The sequence below is a fragment of the Mesorhizobium sp. WSM3873 genome (genome assembly GCF_001672445.1).
Lineage (GTDB): Bacteria > Pseudomonadota > Alphaproteobacteria > Rhizobiales > Rhizobiaceae > Mesorhizobium.
On sequence record NZ_LYTM01000008.1, the window covers coordinates 1 to 12,545 of the forward strand.

Below are 12,545 nucleotides of genomic sequence, written 5' to 3' on the forward strand. Positions count from 1 at the left end.
GGCGACTGCGGCGCGGGGCGCAGGGCGCGCGGCTCGCCGGTCTCGCTGCTGCCGCTGCGGCCGGATTTCGCAACGATATCCGACAGTTCCTTGAGCGCGTTGATCTGCTCGGCGACGGCGCGGCGGATGGCCGAGGTCGATTCCTTGGCCTCCTCCGGCATCTCGATGACGCCCTTCTTGAGCTCGGCGCGGGTGAGGTCCAGCTCGCTCTTGATGGAACCTGCGGTGCGCCGCATCTCCTCGGTCGCGTCGGCGAAGCGGCGCGTCGCCGAATCGACGACCTCGGCGATGGCGGTGCGAATCTTCTCCGCCGATTCCATCGTCCGGCCCTCGGCATTCTGCATCGTCTGGCCCACAAGAGTCTCGAAGGAGCGCATGACTTTCTCGAGGTCTTCCGACTTCTTGACCAGACCGACGGCGAGGTCTTCCAGCGACGACTGCCGCTCCAGCGTGTGCTCGAGATTGCTCTGCGCGGAGCTCAGCAGGTCCGAGGCGCTCGACAGCAGGCGGCTGTGCTCGTCGAACTTGGTCGCGATCGAGGCGACCTCGCGCAACGTCGCCGACGACAGATCGGTGAGCCGCGTCGTGTTGGAATCAACGAGGCGCGCCGAGCTGGCAAAGGTCTGGGCCGCCTTCTCGGTGGTCGCCGCGAAGCTCTGCGTGCTGCCGCTCAGGCGCTCCTCGACCTGGCCGAGATTGACGGCCGCCTGGTCGATGAGCTGGCTGAGCTGCGCGCTGGAGGTGGTCATGCGGCCGATAAGGTCGGCAACGCTGTCGGCCAGCGTCGAGCGAGCGCCCTCGACCGCCGAGAGCGTCTCCGCGGTACGGTTGGCGAGCGCATTGACGAGGGCCGCGTTTTCGCTGCGCAGCTTCTCGGTCGCCCGTTCGGTGACCTCTTCCATGCTCTTTTGCAGCTCGGAGCCGCCCTGGGCGAAGCGCTCGACCAGAGGACGCGCCGTCTCGTCGAGAATCTTCGACATTTCGGCGGAGCGCGCCGCAAGCATGGTGTTGAGCTCGCGGGTGTTGGCGCCGATGGTCTTTGCCGCCTCGTTGGTGCTCTGGCCGATATGCTGGCCGACCGCGGTGAAGGTTTCGGCAATGACGTTGGCGCGCGAGATGAGCTGCGCCTCGGCGCTGGAGACCTGCTCGTTGAGCTTCTGGCCCATCGTTTCGGCGCCATAGGCGAGCCGGTTCTCGACGCTCGCCACCTGTTCCTCGACACGGGCCGCCGCCGCAGCGGCGCTCGAGGCCAGGCGTTCGTCGGCACCGGCAAGTGCCTGCTCGATCTCGCGGGCGTGGACGGCGAGTTCCTGGCCGGTCTGGCGGGCACGGTCGGCGACGCGCTGCTCGGTGGCGGCGAATGCGCCGACAATGGTGTCGGCATGTTCGCCGATGGTCGAGGTGCTGCTGGCGATGCGCGACACCAAACGGTTGTCGGCGTCGTCGAAGATGCGGGCAATTTCGGACGCCCGCGACGACAGCGCCTCCGAACCTTCGGCAATGCGCGAGATCAGATGCTGGTCGGCGGCGTCGAAGATGCGGCCGAGATCCGAAGCGCGGGCGGCCAGCGCTTCGGCCGATTCGGTGATGCGCATGCTGAGGCGCTCGTCCGCGCCCTCGAAGTTGCGCAGGATGTCGCCGGCGCGGGCTGCGAGCGACTGCGCCGTTTCGACCGCGCGGGCGACCAGTTTCTGGTCGGCGGCGTCGAAGGTGCCGGCGATCTCGCCAGCGCGGGCGGCGAGCTTGTCGGCGGTTTCCTCGGCACGGGCCATGAGCGCGTTGGACGCATCATCGGCGCGGGCCATCAGCATGCTCGAGGTGTCCTGAGCGCGCTCGTGCAGGCGTCGGTCGGCCTGCTCGAAGGCGTTGGCAATCTCTTCGGCCCGGGCGAGCAGCGCAGCCGAAGTCTGTTCGGCGCGTTCGGCGATCTTGCGATCGGCGTCGCTGAAGGCGGCGCCCGCCTGCTCGTGAAGCGTGCTGGTGATTTCCATCACCTTGTCGCGCAGCGCGCCGGCAACGAAGACGGCGGTCTTTTCGAGGACGCCGCGGACATTGTCGACGCCGGCCGAAAGCGCACGCTCCATGGTGCCGGCGCGTTCTTCGATGATGCCGGTCTGGCGGCTGAAGGCCTGCTCGATCTTCTCGACATCGGCAGCGATCGCCGCCGAGATGTCGCTGCTCTTGGCCGCGATCTGGTCGATATGGCCGGACACCGAACGGTCGACGTCCTTGCGCGCTTCGGCGAGCTTGACGAGGTCATCTTCCAGCGCGCGGGCCAGCATGTCGCGGCCTTCGGACAGCTTGCCGATGTGACCGGCGATGACGCCGTCGATCTCCGAGCGGCTTTCCGCCAGCTTCTGCAGATCGGATTCAAGCGCCCGCTTGAGGATGTCGCGACCCTCGGCGAGCTTTTCCACCTGGCCGGAGACCAGCCCGTCGATGCCGGCGCGGCTCTCGGCGAGCTTGGCCAGGTCGGCCTCGAGGGCGCGCGTGAGGACATCGCGGCCTTCCGCGAGCTTGTCCACCTGGGCGGCGACGAGGCCGTCGATCGAGGCGCGGCTTTCGGCGAGCTTGGCGAGGTCCGCTTCGAGCGCACGCTTGAGGATATCGCGGCCTTCGGCCAGCTTCTCCACCTGGCCAGCGACCAGACCATCGATCGAGGACCGGCTTTCGGCCAGCTTGGCGAGATCGTCCTCCAAGGCCTTGGACAGGGTCGAGCGGTCCTGGACCAGCCTGTCGGCGTGGGTCTGCATGAGGCCGCTGGCATTGGCCATGTCGGCATCCAGGACGCGCGACAGCTCGGCGCGATGGTCGGCGATCTTCTGCGAATGATCGACGATGGCGCCCTGGATGGTGTTGAGGTCCGCTTCCAGAGCGCGTTTGAGGATATCGCGGCCCTCGGCAAGCTTCTCGACCTGGCCGGCCACCAAGCCATCGATGCTGGAACGGCTCTCGGCCAGCTTGGCCAGATCGTCCTCGAGCGACTTCGACAGCACGGCGCGGTCCTGGACGAGCCTGTTCTGGTGATCGGAGATCGCGCCGCCGACGGTCTGCAGGTCGGCCTCCAGGGCCTGCGACAGCTGAGCGCGTTCCTCCTGCACCTTCTCGGAGTGTCCCGCAATGGCACCCCTGATGGTGTTGATGTCGGCTTCCAGGGCACGCTTCAAGATATCGCGGCCTTCGGCGAGCTTCTCGACCTGGCCGGCGACCAGGCCGTCGATCGAGGCGCGGCTCTCGGCCAACTTGGCGAGATCGGATTCAAGCGTCTGGGACAGCAGGCTGCGGTCCTCGACAAGCCTGCCGGCGTGGCTGTCGATCAGGCTTCGGATTCCGCTCAGGTCGCCCTCCAGCGCGCGGCTGAGTTCACCCCTGTCCTCCGCGAGCTTGGCCGAATGGGTCTCGATCAGGTCCCTTATCCCGGCGATGTCGGTCTCCAGCGCCTTGGCGAGCACGGCGCGGCCCTCGGCGATCTTCTCGACCTGGCCGGCGACCAGGCCGTCGATCGAGGCGCGGCTGTCCGCCAGTTTGCCGAGATCGGCCTCCAGCGCGCGCGCCAGAATGTTGCGGCCCTCGGCCAGCTTGCCGACATGTCCAGCGACCATTTCGTCAATTATGGTGCGGGCTTGCACGAGTTTGCCGGAGTCTTCGTTCAGCGCCTGGGAGAGGCGGTTGCGACTCTCTTGGAGCTGCTCGAGATGGGCGCCGAGCGAGGCGTCGATGGCCGCGTGGGACTCGTTGACCTTGCGCAGGTCCTCTTCCAGCGCGCGAGAGATAAGGCTGCGGCCCTCGGCCAGTTTTTGGACCTGACTGGCCACGGCCTCATCGATGCCGGCGCGACTCTCGGCGAATTTCGCGAGGTCCTCCTGCATGGCGGCGGCCATACGGTTGCTGCTGTCGGAGAGCTTCCGGCTGTGGTCTTCGATGGCTTCGTCAATGCCGGCGCGAGCATCGGCGAGGCGCTGGATGTCGGAATCGAAGGCGCGCGACACGACATGGCGGGCCGCCTCCATGCGTCCGGCGAAATCCGTGGCGCGGGCTTCGAGCATGGAAGAGGTCGACGAGATGATGTCGGCCATGTCGGCCCCGATCTGGGTCTTGCCCTGATCGATCATCGACGACAGCTGGTCCTTGCTCTCGGCGAAGGTGTTGGCGATCTCGCGCGCACGTTCGACCAGAGTTTCGTTGATCTGGCGGGCACGCGCTTCGAGCGCGGCATTGAGCTTCTGGGTGCCGGTGTCGAGTGCTTCGGCGCGGGTCTGGAACTCGCTGATCAGCGCCTGGCCGCGCTCGGCCAGCGTCCGCTCGATGCCGCTGAGGCTTGCTTCGAACTCGGAGTTCAGTGTGCGGGCGGCGCCGCCGAGCAGCGAAACCATGCCGTTGGTGCGATCGTCAAGAAGATCGGTCAGCGAACGGGTAAGGCCGTCCGTGGTGTCGGTCAGCTTGGCGATGCGGGTGTCGAGCAGGCTGGCGAAGGCCTCGCCCGAGGTCGACAGGCGGTCGGTGATCGTGTCGAGCCGGGTTTCCACCGAGTCGAAGATCGACAGCGAGCTCTCGTTGATGCGATCGATCAGCGTGTCACCCGAATTGTTGATCGTCATCGACAGCTTGGTCGAGGCATTGAGGATCGAATCTCGGATGATATCGCTGGCGGCACCGATCTCGTCGCGCAGCGTCTCGTGCGCGCCGTGGATCGAAGCGCGCACGCGCTCGGCATGGCTAACGACAGCTTCGCGCTCGCTGCCCAGCCCGTCGACCAGCGAGCGGATACGCGCTTCGTTCTCGGAATAGGAGCGCTCGATCTGGTTGACTTCGCTGTGGACGAGGGTTTCGAGCTCGACGGCGCGGGCCAAAGTGCGCTCGATGCCTTCGCCCATGGCGGCGACCTCGCGGCGAACGGCCTGACCGATCATCATGACGCGGTCTTGGGCAAGGTTTTCCGGCTCGGCGAGGCGGAAGGCCACTTCGGTCATGGATTGCGCGGCGATGCGCATTTCCTGCGCGCGCCGGATCATGGCGGCGAAGGCCCAGAACAGGATGACCGGGATGATCGCCGCGACCGCCAGGCCGATCAGCTCGGGGCGGGCGAAGAACTGGTCGAGAGTGCGGATCTGCCAGATGCTCGGCCCAAACAGCAGGTTGGCGAGGCCGCCGGCGCCTGCGATCCAGGCGAGTGAAATGAACGCGATCACCCAGTAGACGGTGCTCGAAGCGCGCCGGTTGAGGCCATGCAGAAGCGTCCGGTAATCCTTTTGGCGATCGTCATTGGCCGGCGTGAAACCGGCGGGAGCCGGCGTAAAACCGTTCGGTTGCGAGGCGCGCGATTCGAGCGGGCGCAGTTCCGCCGGCTTCGGCTGGGGCGCCGCCTTCGCGGCCTGAGGCTCATTTGCCGGCTCGATTCTATGGCTGCGGCCTTCGCGCGCCAGTTCATCCGCGGCCGCCGAAATCTGGGCCTCAAGATCTTCCATCGACGCCGCCATGTCGAGCCCGCCTTCGTCGCCGTTCAGGTCAAGGTCAAGCGCCTTTTCCAGTTCCGCGGCCACGTCGCTCTCGAGAGATTTGGTCGTCGTCGGTTTCTTAGCCATGCCTTCGCTACCCTGTACTAGCTGCCGCGGGACTTATGATTTTGGCCTGATTCTGGCTTGTCTGGTCCCAGACAGGAGGCTGAAAATGGACGTTCGTATCGTAATGACACACACGGGTAAAGAAAACATGCATTCCCGGCGATACGTAAAACTTTAAATATAAGGTTAACGTGAGCGTGATTTGGCTGCCTCCGTGACAACATTTTTCCCCGGCAATCGTTAACCCGTTGGCGACGGGAATCCGCCTATTTTTGGGCCGCCGGCCGGGCCCCTTCTTGGAGTAGCAGTGCGTATGCGTGGCGAGATTGGTATTGCGTTTTCCATGCCCGGCGGCGACGTGTCGGGAACGGCAGGTTCGCGACCTGTGGATATGGCCCACCTTGCGCGGCAGACGATGGATGATCGCGCGCTCGAACAGGAGGTGCTGGCGCTGTTCGTGCAGCAGGCGCTTTCGGTGCGCGACAAGATCGTCGATGCCGATGCCAAGGAACGGGTGCTCCTTGCACACGGCCTGAAAGGCTCGGCCCGCGGCATCGGCGCCTTTGCCGTCGCCGAATGCGCTGCAGCCATTGAAAAGCAGCCTGAGGATGGTCGCATCCTGAGGAAGCTGGGCGTGCTGATCGATGAAGTGCGGGACTTCATCGCCGCCATCAGCCGGTAGTCCTCCAGGGAGCACATCCAGAAAAAACGTCATGCGGTGGCGCTTTCGCGCCGCAGTTGACTTGTCCGGCGGAGTGATTATCTCGGCTGCGACTCCTCAGGTGACAAATGGCCAAGCTGACTTACATCGCCAATGACGGTACTCAATTCGACGTGGAGGCCGAGAACGGCTCGACCGTCATGGAAAACGCGATCCGCAACGCGGTGCCCGGCATCGAGGCCGAATGCGGCGGCGCCTGCGCCTGCGCGACCTGTCATGTCTATGTCGACGAGGCCTGGACGGGCGAGGTCGGCGAGCCGGAAGCGATGGAGGAGGACATGCTGGATTTCGCCTACGACGTCCGGCCCAACTCGCGCCTGTCCTGCCAGATCAAGGTGCGCGACGCGCTCGACGGTCTGGTCGTGCGCGTTCCCGAACGGCAGGGCTGAACCAAGTCTCCCTTTCCAATTTTGCCGTGGCTGCTTGGCAGCGAGCCAATGCTCATGCACTGTCGCCAGCATTCCCAAAATGGGGCGGAGCTGATGACGGACACGATCAAGACGGACGTACTCATTGTCGGGGCAGGGCCGGTCGGCCTATTCGCCGTGTTCGAGCTCGGGCTCTTCGACATGAAGTGCCATCTCATCGACATCCTCGACCGTCCCGGCGGGCAATGCGCCGAGCTCTATCCGGAAAAGCCGATCTACGACATTCCCGGCTGGCCGATGATCACTGCCCAGGGTCTGGTCGACAAGCTGCTCGAACAGATCCATCCCTTCAAGCCGGACTTCACTTTCAACCGGATGGTCTCAAGCCTCGAAAAGCTCGAGGACGGCAGCTTCCGCGTCACCACGGACGAGGCTGAGGTGTTCGAAGCCAAGGTGGTGGTGATCGCCGCCGGCGGCGGCTCGTTCCAGCCCAAGCGACCGCCCATCCCGGGCATCGAGAGCTACGAAGGCAAGAGCGTGTTCTACTCGGTCCGGCGCATGGAAGATTTCCGCGGCCACGATCTCGTCATCGTCGGCGGCGGCGATTCGGCGCTCGACTGGACGCTCAACCTGCAGCCAATCGCCAAAAGCGTGACGCTTGTCCACCGGCGCCCGGAATTCCGGGCTGCGCCCGACAGCGTCAACAAGATGTATGCCATGCAGGAGATGAAAGAGCTGGAATTCCTGGTCGGTCAGGTGAGCGGGCTCGCGGGCGCCGACGGCCAGCTCTCGTCCGCCACCATCAAGGGTGGCCCCGATGGCGATATCGAGGTGCCATGCACCCGCATGCTGCCGTTCTTCGGCCTCACCATGAAACTCGGGCCGATCGCCGAATGGGGGCTGAACCTGCATGAGAACCTCATCCCGGTCGACACCGAGAAATTCCAGACGTCGGTTCCCGGCATCTTCGCCATCGGCGACATCAACTGGTATCCGGGCAAGCTGAAGCTGATTCTGTCAGGGTTCCATGAGGTTGCCCTGATGGCGCAGGCCGCAAAACGCATCGTCAGCCCGGGCGAGCGCATCATCTTCCAGTACACGACCTCGTCGACCAGCCTGCAAAAGAAGCTCGGCGTCCACGATTGACGTGATCATTCGGCGAGCACGGGCGCTGCGTGCTCGTCCTTGCCGCGCAGCGGCTTTTCCGGCATCAGCGCCAGCGCGATCAATGCCAGAACAAGAGTGATGCCGGCGGTGAGGAAGATCATCACGAACGGCATTGCCGATGTCAGCTCGATATGCGTCTGCGAGCCCTCGGCGGCGAGCGGCAGGCCGTAGCCGAGCGCGACGGCGCCGAGCAGGGCGACGCCAAGCGCGCCGCCCAGTGTGCGCAGGAAGGTCAGGACGCCGGTCGCGACACCGAGATGGGCGCGATCGACCGCGTTCTGTACCGAGACGGTGCTGACCGGGAAGGTCGTGCCACTGCCGAGGCCAATGAGGGTCGTCAGGATTTCGACTTCGAGCAGCGAGGCGTGCGTCGCAATGGCACTCAGCACCCCGATGCACGCGATCGCCAAACTGACGCCGACCATGGCAATGCGCTTGTAGTGGACGAAGCGCGGGATCATGCGGCCGCTGAAGGTGGCACCGGCAACAGTGCCGAGCAGGAGACCCAGCATGGCAATGCCGGATTCGCTGACCGAGAGCCCGACAACCGATTGCAGATAGACCGGCAGGTAAACCGACGCCCCGATGTTTGCCGCCTGCAGCAGGAACATCGACAACGTGCCGGCGAGCACGATCCGGTTGCCCAGCACCTCGAGCGAGATCAAAGGCTCACTGGCCCTCAGCAGCCGCAGCGCGAACAACGCCCAGAACACGGCCGAGCAGGCCACCAGCCCAAGGATTTCCGGCGAGAACCACGGATAGGTGCTGCCACCCCAGTTGAGCGCCAGAAGCAGCAGCGCCGTGGCGATCACCAAGAGCACTGCGCCCAGCCCGTCGATGCGGTGATGTTTGGCCGCGATCGGCAACTTCTTCAGCGGATTGTTGATGATGGCCATCGCCAGGAAGCCGATCGGCAGGTTGATCCAGAAGATCAACGACCAGTGGAGATGCTCTGCGAAGACACCGCCAAGCAGCGGGCCGGCGACGCTGGCGACCGCCCAGGTGCCGGAGATCCAGGCGGCGTAGCGGGCCCGCTCGCGTGGCGGCACCAGATCGCCGATGACGGTTTGCGTCAGCGCGAAAAGGCCGCCGCCGCCGGCCCCCTGGATCGCCCGGCCGATGACCAGCACCAGCATGTTGGGGGCCAGGGCGCTGACCAGCGATCCCAAAAGAAAGATCAGGATGGCGGCGTAGATGACCGGCCGGCGACCGTAGACGTCGGAAATCTTGCCGTAGAGCGGCGCCATCGCAGTGGCCGTCAGCAGATAGCCGGTCACGATCCAGGGCAGGTATTCGGCGTGGCCGAGCGCGCGCGCGATGGTCGGCAAGGCAGGCGACACAATGGTCTGGTCAAGCGCCGCCAGAAGCATCGACAAGAGCACGCCGCCGATGATGGCGTTCTTCTCGCTCTCGCTGATCGACGGCGGGGCCATTGTCCTCATCGTCGTGCGATTGTCGACGGTCTGGTCCATGCGTCACTCTTTCAAGGTCGGTGCGCCGTCGGCAAGAAGCAGCCGGTGCGGGGCGTCCTGCGCCCGTCATTCGTATCTCGGTTTCCAAAGTCCGCCGGACGGCAAACCCGATATATGTCGGTCGATATAGGCCGTTTTCGACCGATGCTCGAAAGTTTTTTGGAATCTGGCACCATTGTTTCGGCGGTGTTGGCTTTCGCCGGCACCACCGGTCCAATGGTCAAGCCGGCGGCAACCGCCCGCTTTGGGTGCGCTGCATCCGGTAGCGCAGGAGCCGGATGATTCGGCTCTCGAAATTGACGCTTTCGACGCGGTCGAACTGCACCTGGGCGCGATCGTGCTTGGCGAGGATGGCGGCCGAGATCTGGGCGGCCTGGGCCTTCGCGGCTTCGCAGGTCCTTTGCGGATAAGTCGCCTTCAGCGCGTCCTCGAGTTCGCGCGCGTGATTCTTGGCGATCTCGACATGGCGCTCTTCGTGGCGCTTGATGTCGGCCGACAGCGTATCCCAGAACAGCCTGACCTGCGGATCCGCCTTGCGCGGGCGCCGCCATTCCGGGAGGATCACCTTGACCTTCACGGTCACCTGCGCGTTCGCGATCCGGCAGGAATTCGCGGTCTGCGCGTAGCTGACGCGGGTGGTGAAAGCCATCTGCGTTGCGCCCGGATGCCGGGAGCCGGTGCTCTTCACTTCCGGTCCGTTTTTCGTCAGCTGTTTTTCGATGTCGTCCAGCGTGCGGCCGCCGACGCTGAAATAGCTGTAGGTCTTCACCAGATTCGCCGTGGCGGCCGGCGTTGCGGCGAGCGTGAGCATCAGGGCGCAGAGCAGGGAACGGTTCATCATGTTGCCTCTTCACGCACCTTGCTTTACGGCCGTTGCCGGCGCAACGAAATTGATTTCGCGCGGATCACGCATGGTTGATGGACAATGACGACAAGGCGGTGGCAGCTCGCGCATGGACGCCATCTCGACCTCGGCCCCAAGTCGGTCGTGGTCGGCATCCTCAACGTCACGCCGGATAGTTTTTCCGACGGGGGATTGTTCATCGCGCCGGAGAAGGCGATAGCCCAGGCGCGCCGCATGGCGGAAGAAGGCGCGGCCATCATCGACATCGGCGGGGAATCGACGCGGCCCGGTTTTGCCCCGATCAGCGCCGAAGAAGAGCAGGCGCGGGTGCTGCCGGTCATCGAGGCGCTCGCGGCATCGGGCGAGGCGCTGATTTCGGTCGACACCTATCGCGAGGACACCGCGCGGCGGGCCGTCGCTGCGGGGGCGCATATCGTCAACGATGTCTGGGGACTGCAGCGCGAGCCCGGCATCGCGAGAGTCGCAACCGAGACCGGCGCCGGCCTGATCATCATGCACACCGGCCGTGAACGCCAGAAGCTGCCGGACGTGATCGAGGACCAGCTTCTGTTCCTCAGCAAATCGCTGGAGATCGCGCGCGCCAGAAATGTTGCCGATGACCAGGTCGTGCTCGACGCCGGTTTCGGCTTTGCCAAGGAAACGACCGAGGAAAACCTCGATCTGATGGCGCGGTTCTCCGAGCTTCAGGCGCTTGGCTTTCCGCTGATGGCGGGAACGTCGCGAAAGCGTTTTATCGGCGGCGTCACCGGGCGCGAGCCCGCTGAGCGCGCTGTCGGCACGGCGGCCACGAGCGTCATTCTGCGGCTCAAGGGAGCCGATCTTTTTCGCGTCCACGATGTCGCAATCAACGTGGATGCGCTGGCGATGGCCGATGCTATGCTGGCGCGAGGAAAACTTTCTCCCGGACGCTGACGATGTATGTCATCCGCATGAAGAACTGCGCCTTCTTTGCCCGGCACGGCGTGCTGGACGAGGAGGAGACGCTCGGTCAGCGTTTTTATGTCGACGCCGAACTCACCGTCGAGCCCAGCCGGCCGCTGGAGGACGATTCGATCGAGGATACCGTCAATTACGGCATCGCCTTCGCGGTCATCGAGAAGATCGTCACCGGGCACCGGCGTTTCCTGATCGAGGCGCTGGCGCTGGAAGTGGCGAAAGCGCTGGCGGCACGCTTTCCGCAGATCAGGAAAGCGGAAATTACGGTGCGCAAGCCGAACGCCCCGGTTCCGGGCGTGCTCGATCATGTCGAGGTGACAGTTGTCTGGCCTCAATAGCGCCGTCTACCTTAGCCTCGGCGGGAATCTCGGCGATCCGGCGAAATCCATGGCCGCGGCGCTGCGCATGCTGGACGGCGACGACAAGACGCGCGTCACCGCTGTTTCCTCACTCTACCGGACGCCGCCGTGGGGCAAGCTCGACCAGCCGGATTTTCTCAATGCCTCGGCCGGCATCGAAACCGCGCGCTCGCCACGCGGCCTGCTCGATCTCTGCCTGGACGTCGAGAGGCGCCTGAAGCGGGTGCGCGAGGAACGTTGGGGGCCGCGCCTGATCGACATCGACATTCTGGTGTTCGGTGACCGGGTGATCCACGAGATGGGTCTTGAGGTTCCCCATCCGCGCATGCTGGAGCGGGCCTTCGTGCTGGCGCCGCTGGCCGAGATCGCGCCCGACCTTGTGGTCGGCAACAAAAGCGTGTCGGAGCGGCTCGGCGCCGTCGATATTTCGGGGATCGAGCGGCTGCCGTCCGGCCGGGAGTGGTGGCTCGGCTGAGCCGTTTGTTTTCAAGCAATTTTCTGGGCGGAAAATCGCTACACTTTCTGGAATTGGTCCGGCTATCAGCCGGAGAAACCGCCGCCCTCGAGAAACGTCTTTTCCTCTGGCGTCGTCTCGCGGCCGAGCATTTTGTTTCGATGCGGGAAGCGCCCGAAGCGCTGGATGATCTCCAGGTGCTCCTTGGCGTATTTGAGATAATCCGGCGCCCTCGCCGCTGTGAGTTCGAGCGAGCGTTCCTGATCCGCGAGCGACTCCGAATGCTCAAAGGGGAGATAGAGGAAGACGCGAAGCGCTTCTTCGAACTCGAGATCCTGACCGGCGGCGATCGCCCGGTCGGCGAAATGCCTGGCCAGCGGATCGGTCGCATACATATGCCCGGTGCCGCGGAAGCAGTTGCGCGGAAACTGGTCGAGCAGGATCATCAGCGCCAGCGATCCTTCGGCATGCTCGCTCCAGGCGTCGCATTCGCGCCGGGCGGCGGCGTGGTGCAGCTCGAGGAAGCAGTCGCGGAAACCCGAGTCGAACGCGTCGTTCTTTTCGAACCAGGCGTCCTCGCCGGCATCGCGCCAGAATTTGGTGACGGCAAGCGCCCGCGGGTCGAGTTCTGCCATGCGTTGC

At 64.8% G+C, this 12,545-nt stretch carries 10 protein-coding genes; 6 read left to right on the top strand and 4 right to left on the bottom strand.

Annotation, left to right across the window (positions count from 1 at the left end; all coding sequences use genetic code 11):
* Positions 1 to 5,582 (bottom strand): kinesin (locus A9K71_RS06995; protein ID WP_066992373.1); only part of this gene is annotated, 5,582 nt, incomplete at its 3' end.
* Positions 5,583 to 5,874: 292 nt separating this feature from the next.
* On the opposite strand from A9K71_RS06995, the gene A9K71_RS07000 reads away from it, so the two are divergent.
* The 3 genes from A9K71_RS07000 to A9K71_RS07010 all read left to right on the top strand — a co-directional run bounded on the left by A9K71_RS07000 (position 5,875) and on the right by A9K71_RS07010 (position 7,796).
* Entirely contained in the window at positions 5,875 to 6,243 is a 369-nt protein-coding gene (locus A9K71_RS07000) for an Hpt domain-containing protein (protein WP_066992375.1), read from the top strand.
* Positions 6,244 to 6,350: 107 nt separating this feature from the next.
* The gene (locus A9K71_RS07005; protein ID WP_066992377.1) at positions 6,351 to 6,671 is read left to right on the top strand and encodes a 2Fe-2S iron-sulfur cluster-binding protein; all 321 of its coding nucleotides are present in this window, start codon (positions 6,351 to 6,353) and stop codon (positions 6,669 to 6,671) included.
* A 93-nt stretch (positions 6,672 to 6,764) separates the two neighbouring features.
* Positions 6,765 to 7,796: an NAD(P)/FAD-dependent oxidoreductase gene (locus A9K71_RS07010; RefSeq protein ID WP_066992380.1), complete on the top strand. Its 1,032-nt coding sequence runs from the start codon at positions 6,765 to 6,767 to the stop codon at positions 7,794 to 7,796.
* A 5-nt stretch (positions 7,797 to 7,801) separates the two neighbouring features.
* On the opposite strand, the gene A9K71_RS07015 is transcribed toward A9K71_RS07010, so the two are convergent.
* Positions 7,802 to 9,289, bottom strand: coding sequence for an MDR family MFS transporter (locus tag A9K71_RS07015; RefSeq protein ID WP_066992383.1), 1,488 nt, complete (start codon positions 9,287 to 9,289; stop codon positions 7,802 to 7,804).
* Positions 9,290 to 9,509: 220 nt separating this feature from the next.
* Positions 9,510 to 10,130, bottom strand: coding sequence for a DUF922 domain-containing protein (locus A9K71_RS07020; protein ID WP_066992386.1), 621 nt, complete (start codon positions 10,128 to 10,130; stop codon positions 9,510 to 9,512).
* A gap of 84 nt (positions 10,131 to 10,214) precedes the next feature.
* Between A9K71_RS07020 and folP the strand changes: the two genes are divergently transcribed.
* The 3 genes from folP to folK are packed head-to-tail and all read left to right on the top strand — an operon-like array spanning position 10,215 to position 11,924.
* Positions 10,215 to 11,066 (top strand): dihydropteroate synthase, encoded by an 852-nt coding sequence (gene folP, locus A9K71_RS07025; RefSeq protein WP_066992390.1) that lies wholly within the window; start codon positions 10,215 to 10,217, stop codon positions 11,064 to 11,066.
* 2 nt (positions 11,067 to 11,068) lie between these two features.
* Positions 11,069 to 11,428: a dihydroneopterin aldolase gene (gene folB, locus A9K71_RS07030; protein ID WP_066992392.1), complete on the top strand. Its 360-nt coding sequence runs from the start codon at positions 11,069 to 11,071 to the stop codon at positions 11,426 to 11,428.
* Complete coding sequence (gene folK / locus A9K71_RS07035; RefSeq protein WP_066992396.1) at positions 11,412 to 11,924, top strand: 2-amino-4-hydroxy-6-hydroxymethyldihydropteridine diphosphokinase; 513 nt, start codon at positions 11,412 to 11,414, stop codon at positions 11,922 to 11,924. The genes folB and folK overlap by 17 nt, the downstream gene beginning before the upstream one ends.
* A 65-nt stretch (positions 11,925 to 11,989) precedes the next feature.
* Here the strand turns inward: folK and A9K71_RS07040 are convergent, their stop codons facing one another.
* Entirely contained in the window at positions 11,990 to 12,538 is a 549-nt protein-coding gene (locus tag A9K71_RS07040) for a DUF924 family protein (RefSeq protein ID WP_066992399.1), read from the bottom strand.
* Between the last annotated feature and the right edge of the window lie 7 nt (positions 12,539 to 12,545).

Coding starts and splice junctions, on each gene's coding strand:
- A9K71_RS07000 (WP_066992375.1), top strand. CDS start 5,875: ATGCGTGGCGAGATTGGTATTGCGTTTTCCATGCCCGGCGGCGACGTG.
- A9K71_RS07005 (WP_066992377.1), top strand. CDS start 6,351: ATGGCCAAGCTGACTTACATCGCCAATGACGGTACTCAATTCGACGTG.
- A9K71_RS07010 (WP_066992380.1), top strand. CDS start 6,765: ATGACGGACACGATCAAGACGGACGTACTCATTGTCGGGGCAGGGCCG.
- A9K71_RS07015 (WP_066992383.1), bottom strand. CDS start 9,289: ATGGACCAGACCGTCGACAATCGCACGACGATGAGGACAATGGCCCCG.
- A9K71_RS07020 (WP_066992386.1), bottom strand. CDS start 10,130: ATGATGAACCGTTCCCTGCTCTGCGCCCTGATGCTCACGCTCGCCGCA.
- folP (WP_066992390.1), top strand. CDS start 10,215: ATGACGACAAGGCGGTGGCAGCTCGCGCATGGACGCCATCTCGACCTC.
- folB (WP_066992392.1), top strand. CDS start 11,069: ATGTATGTCATCCGCATGAAGAACTGCGCCTTCTTTGCCCGGCACGGC.
- A9K71_RS07040 (WP_066992399.1), bottom strand. CDS start 12,538: ATGGCAGAACTCGACCCGCGGGCGCTTGCCGTCACCAAATTCTGGCGC.